This window comes from Aeromicrobium sp. EU05-FHT14F07, assembly GCF_058790455.1.
The window spans coordinates 15,577-37,424 of record NZ_JBYTCR010000014.1; the positions used below are offsets into that span (position 1 = coordinate 15,577).

The window sequence follows — 21,848 nt, forward strand, 5'->3', positions numbered from 1 at the left end:
TGCGCCCGTCGGTGCGGATGGCTACCGTCGGTCACATGTCCAGTCGCGCACCCTCGAAGCAGCCCAGCACCTCGGCCAAGCTCCTCTACCGCCCGGTGGGGATCGTCAGCTCGATCCTCGGCGGACTCCTGTCGAGCCTGATCTTCAAGCAGATCTGGAAGCGCGTCAGCCCCAGCAGCGACCAGCGCTCCGACGCGCCGGGTCCGCTCGAGAGCGAGTACCCGATCAAGGAGATCCTCGTCGCGGCGGCGCTGCAGGGCGCGATCTACGCCGTCGTCAAGGCGGTCATCAACCGCCAGGGCGCCCGCACCTTCGAGAAGGTCACCGGCGAGTGGCCCGGCTCCTGAGCCTCGCCCACGACGAAGGCGCTGTCACCCCGGTCGGGTGACAGCGCCTTCGTCGTCGGTCGTCGCCGTCAGCCGGCGAAGACCTCCACCAGCTTGGCGTTGAACGCGGGGATGTCATCGGGGTTGCGCGAGGTGATCAGGTCCCAGCCGTTCGCCGGGCAGTGGAACACCTCGGCGTCCTGCCAGGTGCCGCCGGCGTTCCTGACGTCGGTCGCCAGCGACGGGAACGACGTGAGCGTCTTGCCCGGGAGCACGCCGGCCTCGACCAGCGTCCACGGGGCGTGGCAGATCGCAGCGACGGGCTTGCCGGCGTCCACGAACGCCTTGACCAGCGCGACCGACGTCTCGTCGGAACGCACCTTGTCGGCGTTCACGGTGCCGCCGGGCAGCACGAGGGCGTCGTAGTCGGCGGCCGAGGCGTCGGCCACGGCGACCGTCGCCTCGAAGGTGGCGTCCTTGTCGGTGTCGTTCACCATCGACTGGACGGTGCCGGCCTCGGGCGCGATGTGCACGGGCGTGCCGCCGGCCTCGACGACCGCCTTCCACGGCTCCTCGAGCTCGGGCTTCTCCACCCCGATCTCGGCGGTGAGGAAGGCGATGGTCTTGCCGGACAGGGATGCGTCGGACATGAGAAGTCCTCTCGGTGGGGGTCAGGCAGCGCGGTGAGGGTGCGGGCTGCGGCTGAGGATGTCGCGCCGCTCGGACTCGCTGAGCCCTCCCCACACACCGTACGGTTCCTGCACCGAAAGCGCGTGCTCACGGCACTGCTCGATCACCGGGCAGCGCGCGCAGAGCTCCTTCGCGGCCTGTTCTCGCCGGGCCTTCGGCGCTCCGCGCTCGGCCTCCGGCGAGAAGAAGCTCTCCGGATCGACCTCACGGCAGAGACCGTCGTACTGCCAGTCGTACGTCTCCTGCAACGGCATCGGCAGGCGTCTGATGTTGACCATTTCGTGCCCCCTCTCGGTCGCGTCGGAGTCTCCGGCGACCTTGATGGGCTCCGGGGCGGCGGTTGCTCCGACCAGAAACACAACTTGCTCACAATCTATGCACCTTGAACCGGAATGGCAAGATCCTGGATCCTCCGTAGCATGAGCAACCTACCCAGGAAGGCTGGGAGGTGACGTAGGTGAAGGAAACACCAGGACGTCCCGAGGAACCCCGTCAGCCCGCGGGACAGTGGAGCGACGTCGCCGACGCCGGTACTGACCTGACATGGGGTGTGGGAGCCGTGTCCTCGCGACTTGGTGTCGCCGCGTCGACCCTGCGCACCTGGGAACGGCGGTACGGCATCGGGCCGAGCCACCGCACGCACGGCGGCCACCGGCGCTACACCGAGCGCGACATCACCCGTGTCGAGCTGGTACGTCGCATGGTGGCGCGCGGTGTCTCCGCCCAGGACGCCGCCCGGGTGGCCCGTCACCTCGACCGCGACGATCTCGCCGCAGCGCTGCGCGGCGAGACCAGCCACACGGCGCCCGTCCAGACCGACGACCTCCTCGACTCGTTCCTTGCCGCAGCCACGGCCAGCGATGAGGCACGGCTGCAGCAGATCGTCACCGGGGTGCTGGAGTCGTCGTCGGTGCTCGAGGCGTGGCGGGACGTGCTGTCGCCGGCGCTCGGCCGTCTCACGCAGGAGGTGTCGCGCGGGAACCTCGACCGCGACGCGCTCTCCCTGGCCCTGCGGACGGTGCTCGGGGCGCTGCACGTGGTGCGCGGCCCCAGTGCGCCCCCCGCCCAGGGCGGCCTCAAGCCGCAGGTGCTGCTCGCCACCTTCACGGAGGAGTCCCAGGCCCTCCCGTTCGTCGCGTGGGCCGCTGCGCTCGCGCAGGCCGACGTGGTGCTGCGTGTCATCGGACCCGACATCGGCCCCCGTGAGGTGCTCGACCTCGCCTCCCGGCTGTCGCCGTCGGTGGTCGTGCTGTGGGACGCGCCCGGCGACTCGGCCGGGATCGTGCGCCACCACGTCGAGAACGGCGGTCGCAGCGCGTTCATCCGTGCCAGCCCCGGGTGGCCGGACGAGGTGCGCATCCGCTTCGGCACCGAGACGCCGGAGGTCGCCGCCGACGTCGGCACCGCCGTGCGCAAGGTCCTCGACCGCGTGCGCTGACCGCGAGCGCGTCCGGGTGAGGTCTAGCCTTTCCCCATGACCACGTCTGCCGTCCTCACCCGCATCGACGGACCTGTCGCGTACGTGAGCCTCAACCGGCCCGAGAAGCTCAACGGCGTCGACTTCGAGGTCCTCCAGGGCCTGATCGACGCCGCCGCCGAGGTGCGCGGTCGTCGTGACGTCCGCGCCGTCGTGCTGCAGGGCGAGGGGGACTCGTTCTGCGCCGGCCTCGACTTCGCCTCGGTGCAGCCCCAGCGGGCGAAGGTCGCGCGGTTCTTCCTGACCCCGCCCTGGCGCGCCACCAACGGCTTCCAGCAGGCGCTGTGGGCCTGGCGCGAGCTGCCTGTGCCGGTGATCGCCGTGACGCACGGTCATGTCTTCGGTGCCGGCATCCAGTTGGCCCTCGCCGCCGACTTCCGGTTCACGACGCCCGACGCGCAGTGGTCGCTGCTGGAGGCCAAGTGGGGTCTCGTGCCCGACATGAGCGGCACCGTCCCCCTCGTCGAGCTGGTCGGCGCCGACGTCGCCAAGCGGCTCGCGATGACCGGCGAGACCGTCTCCGGCGAGGAGGCCGCCGAGATCGGGCTGGCGTCCGGCGTCGCCGACGACCCCCTGAAGCCGGCGCTGGAGCTGGTCGACGCGATCGTCGCCCGCTCGCCCGACTCCGTCGCGGCCAGCAAGAAGCTGCTCAACCAGGTGCGGCTCGGCGGGCTGCGCTCGGCGTTCCGCCGCGAGCGTCTCTACCAGCTCGCCATGTTCCGCTCCCCGAACACCGCGATCGCCCGCAAGGCGGGTCTGAAGCGCGAGCAGCCCCAGTTCGGCCCCCGCACGTTCGGCTGAACCTGAAGGCGCGCAGCGCCTGAACGGTGAAGCCAGGTCGAGTCGTGCACCGGCGGAGCCGGTCCCGCTGTATCGAGACCTCGGCAGCGTCCAGACCCCGGCACGCCCGGGCTGGTGACGCTGGGCCGTTGCCGGGTGGTCTCGCTCCGTCGCGGCTACGCCCCCTTGCGACGGCTCCACTGTCCGACCGGGCTCCTTCGTCGCCGGTCGGACTACTCGACCAGCGGATGGGCGTCGCACCGCACGGGCTCGGGGCGGGGTGCGTTGTTAGGCTGGCGCGCGTGACGGACGAGAAGCGCAAGAAGGTCGCCGACCAGTACGACCGCGGCTACGACTACACGGCCTACTGGGACAACCGCGACTACGAGCACGCCGCCGAGGAGGCGGCGATCCGTCGTCTGCTGGACGGCCGTCACTTCGGCCGGGCGGCCGACGTCGGCGGCGGCTTCGGCCGGCTCTGCCTGCTGCTGCGCGAGTACGCCGACCACGTCACGCTCGCCGAGCCGAGCCGCACGCAGCTGGAGGCGGCGGAGCGCGTGCTCGCCGGCACCGACATCGCGCAGGTGCAGATGCAGGCCGACGACCTGCAGTTCGACGACGCGTCGCTCGACCTGCTGACGATGGTGCGCGTCATGCACCACATCCCCGAGCCGACCACCGAGTTCTCCGAGATCGCGCGCGTGCTCAAGCCCGGCGCGACCGCCCTCATCGAGGTCGCGAACTACGGCCACTTCAAGAACCGTCGACGGTTCAAGAAGGAGGGCAAGGCGCTGCCGAAGGAGCCCGTCAGCATCCGCACGGCCACGGCCGAGGAGCCCGACGCCATCGCGTTCGTCAACCACAACGTCGACACCGTCGTCGACCAGCTCGCGTCCGCGGGGCTGCACCTGGAGCGGAAGCTGTCGGTCTCGAACCTGCGCAGCGAGAAGCTGAAGAAGGCGCTCCCGACCGGTCTGCTCGTCTCGGTCGAGAAGGCCCTGCAGGAGCGGCTCGCGTCGCGCGACTTCGGCCCGAGCATCTTCCTCGAGCTGCGCCGCCGCTGACCACCGACCAGTACCTGGTGCCTGCGGGCTCGGCCGACGTCGAGCTCGAGGTCAGCCGCTCGCGGTTCCTCGCGCACGTCGCCCCGGCGGGCGACGAGCAGGCGGCGCGCGCAGTGGTCGCCGCCGTGCGCGCGCAGCACCCGACCGCCGGGCACCACTGCACGGCGTTCGTCGTGGGTCCCGACGCGCGCCTGCGCCGCTCCAACGACGACGGTGAGCCGTCCGGCTCCGCGGGTCGGCCGATGCCGGAGGTGCTCACCGGGCGCGGCGTGAGCGACGTCGTCGCGGTCGTGTCGCGGTGGTTCGGTGGCACGCTCCTCGGGGTCGGCGGCCTGGTGCGTGCCTACGGTGACGCCACCGCGCTGGCTCTCGACGCCGCAGGCACGCGGGCGCTTCGCCGTCGGCTGCTCGTCGACGTGACGGTCCCGGTGGACCTGGTCGGCGTGGTCGAGAACCGGCTCCGCTCCAGCTGGGACGTCGTCGACGTCGCCTACGGGTCGCACGTGGTGCTGACGCTCGCCGTCGAGCCCGACCGTGGCGGCGAGGTGGGGGCCAGCGTCGCCTCGCTGACGTCGGGACGTGGCGACGTCGCGACGGTCGGCGAGACCTGGCGGTAGGTCAGCAAGAACGGTCGGGCACGGGTGGGCCGGGGCCCCTCAGACTGGGGGCATGACCGTCCCGCCACCGGACCGTGTGCTGGCCCTGCTCGACGCGGTGCTCTCCGACGACCACGGGCAGCTCGACGACATCGCGAGGGGCGCACACCTCTCCGCCTTCCACCTCGCACGCCAGGTGAGCGGCGCGACCGGTGAGCCGCCCGTGAGCCTGCGGCGGCGGGTGCGGCTCGAGCGGGCCGCCTGGCAGCTGCAGCGCGGCGCGCGCGTCACCGACGTCGCGCTCGACGCCGGGTTCGAGTACGTCGACGGGTTCAGCCGCGCCTTCGCCCGCGCCTACGGGTGCGCACCGTCGCAGCTCCCGCCCACCGTCGAGCGCGGGCACTGGCTCCCGTCGCCGAACGGCATCCACTTCCACGGACCGTCCGTGCTGTACGTCGACGCCGGGGAGACCCGCGAGCATCCGGGCGGTGACGTGCTCCAGCTGCTCGTCCGCCACGACCTCGACGACGTGCGCGGCCTGCTCGCTGCCGCGGGTCGTCTGGACGAGGAGGCGCTCGACGTCGTGAGGATGCCGGGTCACCGTGTCCTGGACTGGCACGGTCCCGAAGAGACGCTGCGCGCCGTGCTCACCCACCTGGCCGGCGACACCGAGCCGTGGCTGGCGATGCTCGACGGCGCACCCGCGCGGCCCCTCCCCGGCCGCCCGACCGTCGCCGAGCTCCTCGAGCGGCACGACGACGTGGCACCGCGCTGGCTCGCCTGGGTGCTCGACGTGGACCGTCGCTCCGCGTGGGCGGACAGCGTGGTCGACGCGCTCTGCGAGCCGCCCGAGTCCTTCCGCCTGGGACAGGTGGTCTCCCACGTGCTCACGTTCTCGGCGCAGCGACGGCACGTGGCCCACTGGATGCTCAGCAGGGGAGGAGTCGACGTGCTGCCCGAGCCCGACCCCGTGCTCTGGCACCGCCGCGCCGGCCACGACGACCCGTCAGGAGCGACGCGATGACCGACCGACCCTCGACGGCTTCCTGGCCGACGAGCGCGACTCGCTCGACTGGCTGCTCGAGCAGGACCGCGACCCGGACGGCGCGGGCGGCCACGAGCACATGACCGGTGCCGGAGCGCTGGTGATGGGTGCGACGACCTACCGGTGGGTGGTCGACCACCTCGCCGAGACCGGCGAGCCGTGGCCCTACGAGCAGCCGACCTTCGTCTTCACGCACCGCGAGCTCGCGGCCGTCGCGCCGACGGTCCGCGTCGTCGCCGGCGACCCGGCCGGACCGTGGCCGGAGATCGTCGAGGCGGCGGACGGCCGGGACGTCTGGGTCGTCGGCGGGGGCGCGCTCGCCGCCGACCTGGCGGAGGCCGGCCTGCTCGACGAGGTCATCGTCTCCGTCGCCCCCGTCACCCTCGGTGCGGGACGGCCGCTGTTCCCGCGGCGGTTCGACCTGCGTCTGCGCGACGTCGGACGGAACCGTGCGTTCGTCGTCGCGCACTACGACGTCGTCGGCCCGCGGGCCGGCTGAGCCGGTGGGTCAGCGGCGCTTCTGCCAGGCGGCGCGGGCTGCGACGGCGGAGTCGGGGTAGTCGGCGAACACGCCGTCGACCCCGGTGTCGAAGTACCGGAACAGCTCGGTGCGCACGTCGCCCTGGGCGTTCGGGTCGGTGCCGATGCGCAGGTCGGTGGGCAGGAACTGGTTCTCGTTGCGGATCGTGTAGACGACCACCTTCAGTCCCGCACGGTGCGCGTCGTCGACGAGCGACGTCGGCGTCGTGTGCGCGCCCCGGGCGTCGCGGGGGATGACCTGGCTCTTGTCGGGGCCGATCCAGCGGGCGTACCGGGCCACGGAGCGCAGGCCCTGCGGGGTCGTCAGGTCGGCGTACGTCGTGTCGTCGCCGCGCGAGACCAGGTCGTACGGCGCGCCGGACGCGGACGTCAGCTGCACGAGCGGCACCCGGGTCCAGCGGGACAGCTCCTTGAGGTTCGACGTCTCGAACGACTGGACGACGATCGGCGCGTTGCGACGGTCCCAGCCGGCCTTGCGGATCGCGCGCACGAGCGGGCGGTTCAGGTCGAGCCCGATCGAGCGGAAGTAGGTGGGGTGCTTGGTCTCCGGGGCGACCGCGATGGTGCGACGACCGCGGCTCTCGCGCTTCGCGAGCTCGACCACCTCGTCGAAGGTCGGGATCTCGAAGCGCCCGTCGTACACGGTGTTGCCCGGCCGCACCTGCGGGAGACGCTCGACCGCGCGCAGCGTCTTGAGCTCGGCGAGCGTGAAGTCCTCGGTGAACCAGCCGGTCACGTCGACGCCGTCGATCACCTTGGTCGTGCGCCGGTCGGCGAACTCCGGGTGCGAGGCGACGTCGGTGGTGCCGCTGATCTCGTTCTCGTGGCGGGCGACGAGCACGCCGTCCTTCGTGCTGACGAGGTCGGGCTCGATGACGTCGGCGCCCTGGCGGATGGCGAGCTCGTAGGCGGCGAGGGTGTGCTCGGGACGGTGGCCCGACGCGCCACGGTGGGCGAAGACGGTGACCGTGCGGGTCGGCTTCTTGCCGTGCTGGACGACCGGCTTGTCGTGCGTGGGGGCGACCGGCGTGGCGACCGCGACGCTGGGGGTGGCGATCGCACCGGCGGCGGCGAGACTGACGGCGAGCAGCTTCATGACACCAGGGCAGCCGCCGCGGGTGAACACCGGGCGACATCGCGTCGCCGATCACATGACGGTCAGAGGGCGCCGAGGCGCTGCAGCACGTCGCGCACGTGCTGGAGGGCGTTCTTCTCCGCCAGGCCCGTGGTGTCGTCGAAGTAGAGGCCGTCGCCGATGAGCTGGATGGTCCGGGCCAGGGACTCGTCGCCGAGGTGCTCGCGGAGCACGACGAACCAGCCCTCGCGCAGGTCGGCCAGGGCGTTCGAGGCGCGGGTGTCGTTCTCCTGCGCGATGCGACCGGCGGCGATGAGAGCGCGGTCGAAGTCGGAGCCGGAGTCGACCGACGTCTCGAGGTAGTAGCCCACGGGTCCCTCGGGCGCCTCGCTCATCGCCGCGGCGTCGCGTGCGCCCTGCTCCCGCAGGCGGGCCAGCATGCCGTCGACGAGCTCGTCCTTGCTGTGGAAGTGGTACAGCAGGCCGCCCTTGGACACCTCGGCCTGGGCGGCGACGGCGTCGAGCGTGGCTGCCCTGCTGCCCTGGGTGACGAGGAGCGTCTCGAACGCGTCGAGCACACGGTCGCGGGTGGAGCGCTCGGCCGGCGGCATGGCGCGAGCCTACCCGTCAGGGTGCGACACGGATCACCGACGCGGGGACGCACCCGGGCTGGGAACTGTACCGGCTGGACGGTATAGTGGACCTCATGGTCCGGGCGCCGCCCGGACCGTTCCACGTCCGCCGAGAGGAGGCCCCGCCATGACCACCATCGACCCCCGCTTCGACGACACTCGTCCGTCGAGCCCCCACACATCGGCACTGCCCGAGGTGCCTCCCGTGCGCGCGGGCCTGCGCGAGTGGTGCGCCCTCGCCGTCCTGATGATCCCCGTGCTGCTCGTGTCGGTCGACAACACCGTGCTGAGCTTCGCGCTGCCGTCGATCAGCACCGAGCTGCGTCCCACCGGCTCCCAGCTGCTGTGGATCGTCGACGTCTACGCCCTCATGCTCGCCGGTCTGCTCATCGCGATGGGCAGCATCGGCGACCGCGTCGGACGGCGCCGGCTGCTGGTGATCGGCTCGGTCGGCTTCGGCGCGGCCTCCCTGGTCGCCGCCTACGCGAGCAGCGCCGAGATGCTGCTCGCGGCTCGTGCGCTGCTCGGCTTCTTCGGCGCCACGCTGATGCCGTCGACGCTCTCGCTGCTGCGCAACGTCTTCCACCACGCCCACGACCGCCGGCTCGCGATCGCGGCCTGGGCGGCCATGTTCTCCGGCGGCGCCGCGCTCGGGCCGGTGGTCGGCGGCTACCTGCTCGAGCACTTCTGGTGGGGCTCGGTCTTCCTCATCAACGTGCCGCTGATCGTGCTGCTGGTGCCGCTGGCGCTGTGGCTCGTGCCGGAGTCGAAGGACCCGAACCCGGGACCGCTCGACCCGACCTCGATCGTGCTCGCCGTGCTGGCGATGCTGCCGGTGGTCTACGGCATCAAGCACCTCGCGAAGGCCGGCCTCGACGACGTGACGCTCGCGTCGTTCGGACTCGGTGTCGCCGCCGGTGTGCTCTTCGTCCGCCGTCAGCGGCGCAGTGCGTCGCCGATGCTCGACCTCACGCTGTTCCGGAACCCGGTCTTCAGCGGGGCGCTCGCCGCGAACCTGCTGAGCCTCATGGGTCTCACGGGGTTCCTGTTCTTCGCGGCACAGCTGCTGCAGCTGGTGCTGGGGCTGTCGCCGATGACGTCGGCGATGGTGCTCCTGCCCGGCCTGCTCGTCACGATGGCGTGCGGCTTCGTCGCGGTGCGGCTGGTGCGCCGGTTCCCGGTGCGCGTGCTCGTGAGCCTGAGCTTCGTCGCGTCGTCGCTCGGCTACGCCGTGGCGGCGTTCACGGGGCACCCGACGGTCGTGAGCGTCCTGGTCGCCTTCGCGGTGATGGGCGTGGGCATCGGCCTGGCGGAGACCCTGACGAACGACCTCGTGCTCGCGGCCGTCCCGCCGCACAAGGCGGGGTCGGCGTCGGCGATCTCGGAGACCGCCTACGAGATCGGCGCCGTGCTGGGCACGGCGGTGCTGGGCAGCATCCTCACCGCCACCTACCGGGCCGAGCTGACCGTGCCGGCCATGCTGCAGCACGGCGAGCGCGACCACGCGTTCGAGACGCTCGGCAGCACGCTGACGATGGCCGACCGGTATCCGAACGAGATGGGTGCCGCGCTGGCTGAGTCGGCGCGTGCGGCCTTCGACCTGGGCGTGCAGCGGACGTCGGGCCTGGCGATCGGCGTGGCCCTGTTGGCCGCTCTCGTCTCCTGGCGCACGCTCAAGCACGCGCCGTCGGTCGAGAACGTGTCGCACTAGCCCCGACCCCGTCGACCGTGACGATGTGGCCCCGCATCCACGCGATCGAGGGCCACGTCGTCACGGTCAGAGCGGGTGAGGGGGTCGGCCGGTGCCCGAGCAGGCTGCGACGAGGGCGTCGCGCAGTGCTCGCCGGGCCGGGTTGCCGGTGGTCGCCCGTCGCCACACGAGGCCCACGCGACGCTCGGGGACCGGGTCGACGACCGGCACGCACACCACGTCGTCGGGCAGCGGGCCGCGACCCAGGCGTGGCACGAGCGCGACCGCCACGCCCGCGGCCGCCAGCGCCACGTGCGACGCGTACTCGTTGTCGGTGAAGCGCAGGTCGGGCCGCAGACCGTGGCGGGCGAACATCACGAGCAGCCAGTCGTGGCAGAGCGTCCCGGCGGGCGTGCACACCCAGCGCTCCCGGACGAGGTCGCGCGGCGTGACCGTCTCGCGGTCGGCGAGGGCGTGGCCGCGGTGCACGACGAGGTCGGCCCGGTCGAGGAGGAGGTGCTCCTGCTCGACGGCGGGTGGGACGTCGAGGTGCACGCTCTCCCAGTCGTGGACGATCCCGGCGTCGGCCGCACCCCGCGCCACCTGCAGCACGACGTCGCGCGGGTCGGCCTCCGCGACCGTCACGCGCAGCTGCGGCGCCGAGGCCTCCAACGCCGCGAGTGCCGGGGCCAGCACCCCGCGGTGCGCGGTGGTGAACGTCGCCACGTGGAACGAGCCCTGGGGCTGCTCGACGTCGTGGCCGAGGTGGCTGAGCGTCTCCAGCTCGTCGAGCACGCCCGCGCCACGTTCGGCGAGGAGTCGGCCCACGTCGGTGAGCACCACCCCACGGCCGACGCGCTCCAGGAGGGGGCGGCCCTGCTGGCGCTCGAGCCGCTTCACCTGCTGGGAGACGGCCGACGGCGTGTAGCCGAGCGCGTGGGCCGCCGCGACCACGCTGCCGTGCTGGTGCACGGCGAGCAGCGAACGCAGCGCACTCAGGTCGATCATGCACGAAACGTACATCGAATCGTGAAGAAAGCATCGCTGGACCTACATCGTCGGTGGGCCCAGACTGAGCCCGTGACCCGCCGTGACAGCCTCCTCGCCGTCCTCGTGGCCGTCCTGTGGGGGTGCAACTTCGTCGCGATCCACCTGGGCCTGCGCGACGTGCCGCCGTTCCTGTTCCTCGCGATCCGGTTCGTGCTCGTCGCGTTCCCGCTCGTCCTGCTGGTGCCGCGACCGAAGGCGTCGTGGCAGGCGGTGGTGGCGGTCGGCGTCTTCATGAGCCTCGGCCAGTTCGGGCTGCTCTACCTGGCGCTCGCGATCGGCATGCCGGCCGGGCTGGCGTCGCTCGTGCTGCAGGCGCAGGTCGTGCTGACGATGGTCATCGCGTCGGTCGCGCTGGGCGAGCGGGCCACGCGCCGCCAGGTCGTCGGAGCGCTCGTCGGCACCGCCGGTCTCGCGACCGTCGCCGTGGGCTTCGGCGCCGGGGCGTCGGTCGTGCCGTTGCTCGTCACCGTCGGCGGGGCGCTGTCGTGGGCGGTCGGCAACGTCGTCGCCCGCGCGGCGAAGGTCGAGTCGGGGCTGTCGCTGGTGGTCTGGTCGGCCCTGGTCGTGCCCCTGCCCTGCCTGGCCGTCTCCCTCGTCGTCGACGGGCCCGACGCGATCGGGGCGGCCCTCGCCGGCTTCGGCTGGACCGCTCTGCTCAGCACGCTCTACACCGTCGTCGCCGCCTCGCTGGTCGGCTACACGATCTTCAACGGTCTCGTCGCGCGGCACCCGGCGTCGTCCGTCGTGCCGTACATCCTGCTCGTGCCGCCCGTGGGCATGCTCTCCGCCTGGCTCGTCCTCGACGAGGTGCCCAACCTGCTCGAGTCGATCGGCGCGGTGGTCATGCTCGTGGGGGTCGCCGTGGCGGTGACGTCGGCGCGACGTCCGGCGCGGCTCGTCGCCGCCCCGACGCCCGGCTGAGGGCGCGCCTCGCGCCGAGCCGTGCTCAGGCGAGGAGGGCGGCGCGGGCCATGCGGGCGAGCAGGGTCCGCAGGGCCTCCTCGCCGATGCGGGCGCTGTGCGGGGTGGAGTTCAGCAGCCCGAAGACCGCCTGGACGACGGCGCGGGCCTCGGCGCGCTGCAGGTCGTCGCGCAGCGACCGGACGACGTCGACCCACAGGTCGACGTAGGCCAGCTGCAGGGCACGCACCTCGGCGCGGGCGTCGGCGTCGAGCCGCGACCACTCCCGCTCCTGCACGACGATGTAGGCGGGGTGGCTGACGGCGAAGTCGATGTGCCAGTCCACGAGCGCGTCCAGCCGGTCCGACGCGTCGTCGTGCGCGGCGACCCTGGCGCGCCCGGTGTCGAGCAGCTCGGTGCTGATGTCGACGAGCGCCTGGGCCAGCACCTCCTCCTTGCCGCGGAAGTGCTTGTAGATGGCCGGGCCGGAGATGCTCGACGCCGCACCGACGTCGCCCACGCTGACGCCGTGGAAGCCGCGGTCGGCGAAGAGCTCGACCGCGCTGCGGGCGATCTCGCGACGGCGGCTGCTCATGGGAGCACGATACCGCAGCAGGTTAATGAGTGTTAACCTCGCTCGCATGAGCCCCGCCACCTCGCCGACGATGCGCGACCTCGTCGACCAGCTGCACGAGCGTCTGGCCGTGGTCCGCCGCGGCGGCAGCGACGCCTCGCGCGAGCGGCACGTGTCGCGCGGCAAGCTGCTGCCGCGCGACCGGGTCGACCGGCTGCTCGACCCCGGCTCCCCGTTCCTTGAGATCGCCCCGCTCGCGGCCTACGGGATGTACGGCGACGACCGCCGCGACGACTACGCCGTGCCCAGCGCGTCGATCGTCACGGGCATCGGCCGGGTGGCGGGCCGCGAGGTGATGGTCGTGGCGAACGACGCGACCGTCAAAGGCGGCACCTACTACCCGCTCACGGTCAAGAAGCACCTGCGCGCCCAGACGATCGCGCTGCAGAACCACCTCCCGTGCGTCTACCTCGTCGACTCCGGCGGGGCGTTCCTGCCGATGCAGGACGAGGTCTTCCCCGACCGCGAGCACTTCGGCCGGATCTTCTTCCACCAGGCCCAGCTGTCGGCGCGCGGCATCGCGCAGGTCGCTGCGGTGATGGGCTCGTGCACGGCCGGCGGCGCCTACGTGCCGGCGATGAGCGACGAGACGGTCATCGTCCGCGAGCAGGGCACGATCTTCCTCGGCGGCCCGCCGCTCGTGAAGGCCGCCACCGGCGAGGTCGTCACGGCCGAGGACCTCGGCGGCGGCGACGTGCACGCCCGCACCTCGGGCGTCGTCGACCACCTGGCCGACGACGACGCGCACGCGCTCGACATCGTCCGCTCGATCGTCAGCACGCTGGGCCCCGCGCGTACCCACCTCGCGCCGCAGCCCGTCCTGCCCCCGCGCGAGGACCCGGAGACGCTGCTCGACGTCGTGCCCGTCGACGGCCGCACCCCCTACGACGTGCGCGAGGTGATCCGTCGGGTCGTCGACGACTCCCGGCTGCACGAGTTCAAGCCGCTGTACGGCGACACCCTCGTCTGCGGGTTCGCCCACGTGGAGGGCTACCCCGTCGCGATCGTCGCCAACAACGGCATCCTGTTCAGCGAGTCGGCCCTCAAGGGCGCCCACTTCGTCGAGCTCGCCAACCAGCGCGGCATCCCGCTGCTCTTCCTGCAGAACATCACCGGCTTCATGGTCGGCCGCGAGTACGAGAACCGCGGTATCGCGAAGGACGGCGCCAAGCTCGTCACCGCGGTCGCCTCGAGCGTCGTGCCGAAGCTGACGGTGGTGATCGGCGGCTCGTTCGGCGCGGGCAACTACGGCATGTGCGGGCGCGCCTACGACCCCCGCTTCCTCTGGACCTGGCCGAACGCGCGGATCTCCGTCATGGGCGGTGAGCAGGCGGCCTCCGTGCTCGCCACCGTCCGCCGGGACGGCATCGAGGGGCGCGGCGAGGCGTGGTCGGCTGACGAGGAGGAGACGTTCAAGGCGCCGATCCGCGCCCAGTACGAGGAGCAGGGCAACCCCTACTACGCCACCGCCCGACTCTGGGACGACGGCATCATCGACCCTCGGGAGACCCGGCGCGTGCTCGGCCTCGCCCTGCAGGCCTGCGCGAACGCGCCCGTGCCGTCCTTCGCCGACCGACCCGATGGCGACGCCGGCGCACCCGGCTTCGGCGTCTTCCGGATGTGAGCGCCATGACCGAGACCCGACCGATCCGTACCGTGCTCGTCGCCAACCGCGGCGAGATCGCGCGCCGCGTCGTCTGTGCCTGCCGGGCCGCGGGCCTGCGCAGCGTCGCCGTCCACACCGACCTCGACGCCTCCTCGTTGCACGTGGCCGAGGCCGACGACGCCGTGCGCGTCGGCTCCTACCTCGACGTCGCGGAGGTGGTGGCCGCAGCGGTCTCGTCGGGTGCCGACGCCGTGCACCCCGGCTACGGCTTCCTGTCGGAGAACGCCGGGTTCGCGCGGGCCGTGCAGGACGCAGGCCTCGTGTTCGTCGGGCCCTCGCCCGACGTGATCGAGCTGATGGGCCGCAAGGACCGTGCCCGCGACGTGGCCGAGCGCGCCGGGGTGCCGGTGACCCCGCGGCACGAGGTCGACGATGTGCCGCCCGACGCCTACCCCGTGCTGGTGAAGGCCGCCGCCGGCGGTGGTGGCAAGGGCATGCACGTGGTGCGTCGCGCCGAGGACCTGGCCGACGCGGTCGCCACCGCGCGACGTGAGGCGGCGTCGTCCTTCGGCGACGACACCCTGCTCGTCGAGGCGTACGTCGAGGGTGGTCGGCACGTGGAGGTGCAGGTCTTCGGCGACCGGCACGGCACGGTCGTGCACCTCTTCGAGCGCGACTGTTCCGCCCAGCGCCGCCACCAGAAGGTCGTCGAGGAGGCGCCCGCGCCCGACCTCGACCCCACCCTCCGCGACCTGCTGCACCGCTCGTCGGTGGCGCTCTGCGAGGAGGTCGGGTACGTCGGTGCCGGGACGGTCGAGTTCCTGGTCGCGACCGGGGCGGACGGCTCGCAGGTGGCCTACTTCCTGGAGATGAACACCCGGCTGCAGGTCGAGCACCCCGTCACCGAGCAGGTGACCGGCCTCGACCTCGTGCAGTGGCAGCTCGACGTCGCCGCCGGTCGCCCCCTCCCGCTCACCCAGGACGAGATCACCTGCACCGGTCACGCGGTCGAGGTGCGCGTGTACGCCGAGGACCCGTACGCCGGGTTCCTCCCGCAGGCCGGGCACGTGCTCGACGCCCGGTGGTACGGGGGACAGGGCCACGAGGTCCACGCGGCGATCGAGGGCGAGAGCGTCGTGTCGTCGGCGTACGACCCGATGCTCGCGAAGCTCGTGGCCCACGGGCCCGACCGCGACGCCGCGATCGACGCGCTGCTCAACGTGGTCGACGGCTCGGCCGTCGAGGGCATCGCGACCAACCTCGGCTGGGTGCGTCGACTCGTCGACTCCGCGCCGTTCCGCTCCGGGAAGGTGTACACGGGGTGGCTCGACGCCTACGAGGGACCGCTCCTCGAGCGACCCGACGTCGCCCCCGAGGCGTTGCGTGTGGCTGCCCTGCTGCTCGGCGAGCCCGAGGACTCCTCGCCCTTCGGCCGGGGCGACGGCTGGCGCTCGGCCGGGCCTGCGACCCCCGTCGTCGTGCACGTCGCCGAGTCCGACGGCACGACCCACGCCGTCACGGTCGACTCCCGGAGCGAGGTCGCCGACGCCACCGCGCGCGGACGTCGGGTCTGGGCCACCTGGCAGGGCCAGACCTGGGTCCTTGAGCAGGCCGACGCCATGCGGCGCACGTCATCGGCAGCGGTCGGCGACGCCGACGTCGTCTCGCCCATGCCCGGGTCGGTCGTCGCGCTCGACGTCGAGGTCGGCGACGTCGTGGTCGAGGGCCAGCGGCTCGGTGCCGTCGAGGCCATGAAGATGGAGCTCGCGCTCGTCGCTCCCCACGCCGGCACCGTCACCCACGTCGGCGCCACGGTCGGCGACCAGGTGGCGATGGGGCACGTCGTGGTGCACGTCGAGGAGTCCGCGTGAGACTCCCCATGGTCGTGCCCGAGCCGGGCCTCCCCGACCGGGTGACGATCTACGAGGTCGGCCCCCGCGACGGCCTGCAGAACGAGAAGGCGGTCGTCCCGCTCGACGTGAAGGCCGCGTTCGTGCGCCGGCTGGTCGCCGCGGGGCTGCCCGTCGTCGAGGCCACCAGCTTCGTGCACCCGCGGTGGGTGCCGCAGCTGGCTGACGCCGCCGACCTCGTCGAGGAGCTGCGCGAGGGCTCCACGTTCCCGTACCCCGTCCTCGTGCCGAACGAGCGCGGGCTCGACCGCGCGCTCGAGGCCGGCTGCGCCCACGTGGCCGTGTTCGCCAGCGCCACCGAGACCTTCGCGATGAAGAACCTCAACAGCACCGTCGCCGACCAGATGACGATGTTCGCGCCCGTCGTGCGCCGCGCCCTCGACGCCGGCGCCGACGTGCGCGCCTACGTGTCGATGTGCTTCGGTGACCCGTGGGAGGGTCCCGTCGACCCCGACGCCGTGGTGCGGGTCGGGTGCGAGCTGCTCGAGCTGGGCGCGACCCAGCTGTCCCTCGGCGACACGATCGGGGTCGGGACCGTCGGCCAGGTCGGCGACCTGGTGCACCGCTTCGGCGAGGCCGGTGTCGGGCCGGAGCGGCTCGCGCTGCACTTCCACGACACCTACGGCCAGGCCCTCGCCAACGTGCACGCGGGCCTGCAGGCGGGGGTCACGACGTTCGACGCGTCGGCCGGTGGTCTCGGCGGCTGCCCGTACGCCCGCAGCGCGACCGGCAACCTCGCGACCGAGGACCTCGTGTGGTTCCTCACCGGGCTCGGGATCGAGCACGGGGTCGACCTCGACGCTCTCGTCGCCACCAGCGCCTGGATGGCCGAGCGGCTCGGCAAGACGCCCGCGAGCGCCGTCGTGCGGGCGCTCACCGGGGGCTGAGCTCGCGCCGCGCCGCATCGCGCGCCCGGTGACAGGATGAAGGCATGACGTCGGCAGTGGTGGTGGGCAGCGGTCCGAACGGCCTGGCGGCGGCGGTGCGGCTGGCGCAGGAGGGTCTCGACGTCACCGTGCTGGAGCGGTCCGACCGGGTCGGCGGCGGCACGCGCACGTCGGAGCTGACGGTGCCCGGCCTGCTGCACGACGAGTGCTCGGCCTTCCACCCGATGGGCGTCGCGTCGCCGTTCCTGGCCTCCCTCGACCTCGAGCGGCACGGTCTGCGCTGGCTCTGGCCGGAGATCGACCTCGCCCACCCTCTCGACGACGGCCGCGCGGGGGTCGTCAGCCGCGACATGGATCGCACGGCGGCCTCCCTCGGCGTCGACGCACGTTCCTGGCGTCGGCTGTTCGAGCCGCTCGCCGACGGGTTCGACGACCTGCTCGCCGACGTCCTGCGCCCGGTGGTGCACGTGCCGTCGCACCCGTTCGCCCTCGGCCGGTTCGGGCTCAACGCCGTCCTGCCGGCCACCCTGCTGGCCCGACGCTTCGACGACGAGCCCGCCCGGGCGCTGTTCATGGGCGTCGCGGCCCACGTCTTCGGCCGTCTCGACACGCCGCTCAGCGCGTCCGTGGGGCTCATGCTGACCGCCGCCGGCCACCGGTACGGCTGGCCGGTCGCCGAGGGCGGGTCGCAGTCGATCGCGGACGCCCTCGTGTCGCTGCTGGAGGAGCTCGGCGGCAGCGTGCGCACCGGGGTGCAGGTGACGAGCCTCGACCAGCTGGCCGACGTCACCGGTGCACGACCCGACGTCGTCATGCTCGACACGTCCCCGCGCGGTGCCCTCGGCATCGTGGGCGACGCGATGCCGTCGCTCGTGGCGCGTGCGCTGCGCGCGTACCGCTACGGCCCGGCGGCGTTCAAGATCGACCTCGCGGTGGAGGGCGGCATCCCGTGGACCAACGAGGACGTGCGTCGCGCCGGCACCGTCCACGTCGCGGGCGACGCGGCCGAGGTCGTCGAGGCGGAGGGTCGCACGGCGCGCGGCACGATGCCCGAACGGCCCTTCGTGCTGCTCGGCCAGCAGTACGTGGCCGACCCGAGCCGGTCGCAGGGCGACGTGCACCCGGTCTGGGCCTACGCGCACGTCCCGCACGCGTGGCCCGGTGACGCGACCGAGCAGATCATCGGCCAGGTCGAGCGCTTCGCACCGGGCTTCCAGGACCGGGTCGTGCAGGTGGTCTCGAAGGGCACGGCGCAGCTGGAGGCCTACAACCCGAACTACGTCGGCGGCGACATCGGCACCGGCGCGAACACCTGGCGCCAGATCCCGCTGCGCCCGCGACCCACGCTCGACCCCTACTCCCTCGGCGTCGCCGGCGTGTACCTCTGCTCCGCCGCCACCCCGCCCGGCGGTGGCGTGCACGGGATGGGCGGCTTCAACGCCGCCGAGACCGCCCTGCGCCGCCTCTGACCCTCACCTCCCCCTCCCCCTCCCCCTCCCCCTCCCCCTCCCCGCTGAGTGTGACGTTTGCGGGCCCGAAGCGTCGTTCTCGGCCCGCAAACGTCACACTCAGCGGGGAGGGGAGGGGTCAGCGGCGGGTGGCGACGAGGATGCTGTCGCGCACGACGTGGGCGCCCATGCCGGTGTGGGTGCGCTCGACGACCTCCGCGCGCGCGTCCCACGTCTCGTCGAGCGCCGGCAGCAGCGCCTCGGGCTCGAAGAGGTCGTCGCGCGCCCTGACGCCCGCCGGCACGTCGCCGGGGTGGTGCCCGACGACGAGCAGCGTGCCGCCCGGGGCGACGGCCGACGCGAGCCGGCGCACGACGTCGAGCATCGGCTCCGGTGGCAGGTGCACGTAGTGCGCCGTGACGAGGTCCCACCGCTCGTCGCCCGGCTCCCAGGTGCGGACGTCGCCGACACGGAACGACGTCCGGTTGGCGACCCCGGCGTCCTCGGCGTGCTGCCGCGCTCGCTCGAGCCCGGTGGGGGAGAAGTCCATGCCGGTGACCTTCCAGCCGTGCTGCGCGAGCCAGATGACGTCGCCACCCTCGCCGCAGCCGATGTCGATCGCCGTGCCCGGCGTCAGCCGCTCCGCGCGGGCCGGCACCTGCGGGTTGACGCGACCGCTCCAGACGGCCGACGGGGTGCCGTAGCGCTCCTCCCACGCCTCCGGCTCGCGCATCGCCTCGCGGGCGCGCTCGACCGCGGCCTGGGTGTCCTCCTCGACCAGACCGGCGTTGAGGAACGCCCCGGCCTGCACGCCCGCTGCGGCGGCCGCCGCCACCGTGGCCATGGGTGCCGCGGCGTTCCCGACCGCGACGACACCGGCGACCGGCGTCACGCCGTTCGCGTCGGCCTCGAGCGCGACGGCGAGCGTCGTGCCGTGCATCTCGAGCGGCCGGGTCGGCACGCCGAGCAGGTCGGCGACCTCGGTGCGGGCGCGGGGGAACGACTGCACGGCCAGGGCGTCGAGCTCGACGACGGTGCCGTCGGCCAGGCGCACGCCGACGAGCCGGTCGTCGTCGACCAGCACCTCCGCGACGCGCCCCTCCACGGTCGCCTGGCCGCGTGCGCGCAGCGGCTCGCGCTCGCCGTGCCCCAGCTCGACCTCGTGCGTGAGCACCGTGAGCGCATCGGTGAGCTGTCCGAACAGACCGGCCTGGTGCAGGCCCATCGGGCTGCTGAGCAGCACGCCGACGCGCTGGTCGCGCACCTCCCACCCGTGGCAGTAGGGGCAGTGCAGCACGTCGCGTCCCCAGCGGTCGGCGAGGCCGGGCACGTCGGGCAGCTCGTCGACCACACCGGTCGCGAGCACGACGCGACGTGCGAGGAGGCGGCTGCCGTCGTCGAGCGTCACGGCGAAGCTCGGCACGTCGCCGGGCAGCGCCTGCGCGTCGACGACTCGACCTGCGACGACCGTCGCACCGTAGGACTCCACCTCCTCGCGACCGAGCCGCGCGAGCTCGAGCGGCGGGGTGCCCTCGCGGCCGAGGTAGTTGTGCATGTGGTCGGCGGGCGCGTTGCGCTGCTCGCCGGCGTCGACCAGCACGACGGACCGGCGCGAGCGGGCGAGCACCAGCGCGGTGCTCAGCCCGGCGGCGCCTCCTCCCACCACGACGACGTCGACGGGGGTGTCGGAGGGACGGGGGGACTCGGGGTTCGTGCTCATGGGTCGAGCATGCGGTGGCAAGCGCGCAAACGACAAACATCTTTGCTGCTCTGGCAAACTTTGAGGAGTCGCGGCGTCTGGCACGATGGGCCTACGGCTACGGAATTGCACCGTGCGACCACACCTGGGGAGCAGACATGACCAGCCAGACGACTGGACGTCGACGAGGGTCTGCGCGACTTCGGCGAGGGTGTCAAGGACACGGCGAGCGACGTGTGGGACGCGGTGACCCCGTGGTGAGCGGCACGGAGACGAGGCCGTCGTCGCCGCGACCGCCTCTCGGGCAGGTGCTCGGCATGGGTGCGGCCGCGGTGGTGATCGGCCCGGCCCTCCTCGCGTCGTCGGTGCTGCTGCTCACCCGCGGCAACCTGCTCCTCGGCGCTGCCGGTGTCGCCATGGCGGTGACCGCCGTCCTCGCGGTCGGGTACCTCGTGCGCTTCCTCGTCACGCCGCGGGGGGCCCACGAGGCGTCGCTCGACGACGGCGCCACCGTGCTCCCGGAGTCGCGTGTGGCGCGGTTCCTCGCGTGGGGCACCACCGGGGCCGCCGTCCTCCTCTCGACTCTCCTGGTCCTCTCGGCGGTCGCCGGGACACGGCCGACGGGGCCGTCGGTCGGACTGGTGGGTGCCACGGTCGTGCTGGTGCTCGCCGTGCCGACCGTGGTCGCCGTGCTCGCCGGTCGACGCCCTCGCGGCGCCCTGGTGCTGACCCCCCACGCCGTCCGGCTGCGCACCTGGAGCTCGGAACGGGAGGTCGCCTGGGACGACGTCTTCGAGGTGGTCGCGCTGCGGCAGCCGCGTCGCACGCTCGTCGTCTACGCCCGCATGGCGGACCAGGTGCAGGTGCTGCGCGCCCCGGCCGGGTTCGGCGAGCAGCAGGCGCGACCGATCCCGGAGGCCGACCGGGGGCTCGCGGTCTCCTTCCCGCACCTCACTGGCGACCCGGCCGTGCTCCTCGCGGCTCTCGACCACTGGCGTCGGGTGCGCAAGGACCGCGCGGAGCTCGGCACGGAGGCCTCGCTACGCCGACTGGATCCCGCCGCATGACCTCCTCGGACCTCGACGACGTACTGGCCGGCGTGGGCCCTCGTCTGCGACAGCTGCGCCTGGAGCGCGACGCGACGCTCGCCGACGTCGCCGGGCAGACCGGCATCTCCGTCAGCACGCTGTCACGGCTGGAGTCGGGGCAGCGCAGGCCGACGCTGGAGCTCCTGCTGCCGCTCGCTGCCGCGCACGGCGTCGCGCTTGACGAGCTCGTCGACGCACCCGAGACGGGCGACCCGCGCGTGCGGGCGCGTCCGGTGGTGCGGCACGGGCGCACGTTCGTACCGCTGACGCGACGACCGGGCGGGCTGCAGTCGTACAAGATCGTCATGCCGGTGGAGGCGGACGCCGAGCCGAGCCTGCGCACGCACGACGGCTACGAGTGGATGTACGTCCTGTCCGGGCAGGTGCGACTGGTCCTGGGCTCGCGCGACCTGACGATCGGGCCCGGCGAGGTCGTCGAGTTCGACACGCGCGCGCCCCACTGGGTCTCCAACCCCGGCCCCCACCCCACCGAGGTGCTCGCCATCTTCGGCCCCCAGGGCGAGCGGATGCACGTCCGCACCTGACCCCGCCGCATCTGCGCGTTGACGTGGGGCCCCACGTCAACCTGCAGATGCAGCGCACGTTTGCGTGGGGGAGTGCCTGTTTCCGTGGGGCCCCACGGAAAAGGGGGTCTTATACACATCTCCGAGCCCACGAGACTAGAGAATACATCTGGGGGGGGGGGTTTTT

21 protein-coding genes and 1 pseudogene are annotated in these 21,848 nt (G+C 73.0%); 15 read left to right on the plus strand and 7 right to left on the minus strand.

Features of this window, described 5'->3' with window-relative positions; genetic code table 11:
• Positions 1 to 35: 35 nt before the first annotated feature.
• Entirely contained in the window at positions 36 to 347 is a 312-nt protein-coding gene (locus tag AC3WRM_RS12770; RefSeq protein WP_492249783.1) for a DUF4235 domain-containing protein, read from the plus strand.
• Positions 348 to 415: 68 nt separating this feature from the next.
• Here the strand turns inward: AC3WRM_RS12770 and AC3WRM_RS12775 are convergent, their stop codons facing one another.
• Complete coding sequence (locus AC3WRM_RS12775) at positions 416 to 976, minus strand: DJ-1/PfpI/YhbO family deglycase/protease (RefSeq protein ID WP_492249782.1); 561 nt, start codon at positions 974 to 976, stop codon at positions 416 to 418.
• Positions 977 to 997: 21 nt separating this feature from the next.
• On the minus strand, positions 998 to 1,375 hold the full coding sequence (locus AC3WRM_RS12780) for a WhiB family transcriptional regulator (protein ID WP_492249781.1): 378 nt from the start codon (positions 1,373 to 1,375) through the stop codon (positions 998 to 1,000).
• A 200-nt stretch (positions 1,376 to 1,575) separates the two neighbouring features.
• On the opposite strand from AC3WRM_RS12780, the gene AC3WRM_RS12785 reads away from it, so the two are divergent.
• From AC3WRM_RS12785 to AC3WRM_RS12810, 6 genes and pseudogenes are all read left to right on the plus strand, one after another.
• Positions 1,576 to 2,454 (plus strand): MerR family transcriptional regulator, encoded by an 879-nt coding sequence (locus AC3WRM_RS12785; protein ID WP_492249780.1) that lies wholly within the window; start codon positions 1,576 to 1,578, stop codon positions 2,452 to 2,454.
• Positions 2,455 to 2,490: 36 nt separating this feature from the next.
• Positions 2,491 to 3,294: a crotonase/enoyl-CoA hydratase family protein gene (locus tag AC3WRM_RS12790; protein WP_492249779.1), complete on the plus strand. Its 804-nt coding sequence runs from the start codon at positions 2,491 to 2,493 to the stop codon at positions 3,292 to 3,294.
• 281 nt (positions 3,295 to 3,575) lie between these two features.
• Positions 3,576 to 4,337, plus strand: coding sequence for a class I SAM-dependent methyltransferase (locus tag AC3WRM_RS12795; protein WP_492249778.1), 762 nt, complete (start codon positions 3,576 to 3,578; stop codon positions 4,335 to 4,337).
• A 17-nt stretch (positions 4,338 to 4,354) separates the two neighbouring features.
• Positions 4,355 to 4,954, plus strand: coding sequence for an IMPACT family protein (locus AC3WRM_RS12800; RefSeq protein WP_492249777.1), 600 nt, complete (start codon positions 4,355 to 4,357; stop codon positions 4,952 to 4,954).
• 52 nt (positions 4,955 to 5,006) lie between these two features.
• Entirely contained in the window at positions 5,007 to 5,957 is a 951-nt protein-coding gene (locus AC3WRM_RS12805) for a helix-turn-helix domain-containing protein (protein ID WP_492249776.1), read from the plus strand.
• Positions 5,958 to 5,976: 19 nt separating this feature from the next.
• Positions 5,977 to 6,477: pseudogene (locus AC3WRM_RS12810) on the plus strand (dihydrofolate reductase family protein); the annotation flags it as partial.
• Between the two features lie 9 nt (positions 6,478 to 6,486).
• Here AC3WRM_RS12810 and AC3WRM_RS12815 read toward each other — a convergent pair.
• Both AC3WRM_RS12815 and AC3WRM_RS12820 read right to left on the minus strand, forming a co-directional pair.
• Positions 6,487 to 7,614: a glycerophosphodiester phosphodiesterase gene (locus AC3WRM_RS12815; RefSeq protein ID WP_492249775.1), complete on the minus strand. Its 1,128-nt coding sequence runs from the start codon at positions 7,612 to 7,614 to the stop codon at positions 6,487 to 6,489.
• A 62-nt stretch (positions 7,615 to 7,676) separates the two neighbouring features.
• Positions 7,677 to 8,204 carry a TetR/AcrR family transcriptional regulator gene (locus tag AC3WRM_RS12820; RefSeq protein WP_492249774.1) on the minus strand — a complete coding sequence of 176 codons (528 nt, stop codon included), beginning with the start codon at positions 8,202 to 8,204 and terminating at the stop codon, positions 7,677 to 7,679.
• Positions 8,205 to 8,352: 148 nt separating this feature from the next.
• Here AC3WRM_RS12820 and AC3WRM_RS12825 point away from each other — a divergent pair, with 148 nt between their 5' ends.
• Positions 8,353 to 9,936, plus strand: a complete 1,584-nt coding sequence (locus tag AC3WRM_RS12825; protein ID WP_492249773.1) for an MFS transporter — start codon at positions 8,353 to 8,355, stop codon at positions 9,934 to 9,936.
• A gap of 66 nt (positions 9,937 to 10,002) precedes the next feature.
• Here the strand turns inward: AC3WRM_RS12825 and AC3WRM_RS12830 are convergent, their stop codons facing one another.
• Positions 10,003 to 10,923 (minus strand): LysR family transcriptional regulator, encoded by a 921-nt coding sequence (locus tag AC3WRM_RS12830; protein ID WP_492249772.1) that lies wholly within the window; start codon positions 10,921 to 10,923, stop codon positions 10,003 to 10,005.
• A 72-nt stretch (positions 10,924 to 10,995) separates the two neighbouring features.
• Here AC3WRM_RS12830 and AC3WRM_RS12835 point away from each other — a divergent pair, with 72 nt between their 5' ends.
• A complete protein-coding gene (locus AC3WRM_RS12835; RefSeq protein ID WP_492249771.1) occupies positions 10,996 to 11,886 on the plus strand; it encodes an EamA family transporter in 891 nt (296 codons plus the stop codon).
• 25 nt (positions 11,887 to 11,911) lie between these two features.
• Here AC3WRM_RS12835 and AC3WRM_RS12840 read toward each other — a convergent pair whose 3' ends face one another.
• Positions 11,912 to 12,460, minus strand: coding sequence for a TetR/AcrR family transcriptional regulator (locus AC3WRM_RS12840; RefSeq protein ID WP_492249770.1), 549 nt, complete (start codon positions 12,458 to 12,460; stop codon positions 11,912 to 11,914).
• Between the two features lie 46 nt (positions 12,461 to 12,506).
• Here AC3WRM_RS12840 and AC3WRM_RS12845 point away from each other — a divergent pair, with 46 nt between their 5' ends.
• The 4 genes from AC3WRM_RS12845 to AC3WRM_RS12860 are packed head-to-tail and all read left to right on the plus strand — an operon-like array spanning position 12,507 to position 18,371.
• The gene (locus tag AC3WRM_RS12845; protein ID WP_492249769.1) at positions 12,507 to 14,123 is read left to right on the plus strand and encodes a carboxyl transferase domain-containing protein; all 1,617 of its coding nucleotides are present in this window, start codon (positions 12,507 to 12,509) and stop codon (positions 14,121 to 14,123) included.
• A 5-nt stretch (positions 14,124 to 14,128) separates the two neighbouring features.
• Positions 14,129 to 15,976 (plus strand): acetyl/propionyl/methylcrotonyl-CoA carboxylase subunit alpha, encoded by a 1,848-nt coding sequence (locus AC3WRM_RS12850; protein WP_492249768.1) that lies wholly within the window; start codon positions 14,129 to 14,131, stop codon positions 15,974 to 15,976.
• Complete coding sequence (locus AC3WRM_RS12855; protein ID WP_492249767.1) at positions 15,973 to 16,902, plus strand: hydroxymethylglutaryl-CoA lyase; 930 nt, start codon at positions 15,973 to 15,975, stop codon at positions 16,900 to 16,902. The genes AC3WRM_RS12850 and AC3WRM_RS12855 overlap by 4 nt, the downstream gene beginning before the upstream one ends.
• 44 nt (positions 16,903 to 16,946) lie before the next feature.
• The gene (locus tag AC3WRM_RS12860) at positions 16,947 to 18,371 is read left to right on the plus strand and encodes a phytoene desaturase family protein (protein WP_492249766.1); all 1,425 of its coding nucleotides are present in this window, start codon (positions 16,947 to 16,949) and stop codon (positions 18,369 to 18,371) included.
• A 118-nt stretch (positions 18,372 to 18,489) separates the two neighbouring features.
• Here the strand turns inward: AC3WRM_RS12860 and AC3WRM_RS12865 are convergent, their stop codons facing one another.
• Complete coding sequence (locus AC3WRM_RS12865) at positions 18,490 to 20,070, minus strand: FAD-dependent oxidoreductase (RefSeq protein ID WP_492248236.1); 1,581 nt, start codon at positions 20,068 to 20,070, stop codon at positions 18,490 to 18,492.
• A 296-nt stretch (positions 20,071 to 20,366) separates the two neighbouring features.
• Between AC3WRM_RS12865 and AC3WRM_RS12870 the strand changes: the two genes are divergently transcribed.
• Both AC3WRM_RS12870 and AC3WRM_RS12875 read left to right on the plus strand, forming a co-directional pair.
• Entirely contained in the window at positions 20,367 to 21,116 is a 750-nt protein-coding gene (locus AC3WRM_RS12870) for a hypothetical protein (RefSeq protein ID WP_492248237.1), read from the plus strand.
• On the plus strand, positions 21,113 to 21,682 hold the full coding sequence (locus AC3WRM_RS12875) for a helix-turn-helix domain-containing protein (RefSeq protein ID WP_492248238.1): 570 nt from the start codon (positions 21,113 to 21,115) through the stop codon (positions 21,680 to 21,682). The genes AC3WRM_RS12870 and AC3WRM_RS12875 overlap by 4 nt, the downstream gene beginning before the upstream one ends.
• Positions 21,683 to 21,848 lie beyond the last annotated feature (166 nt).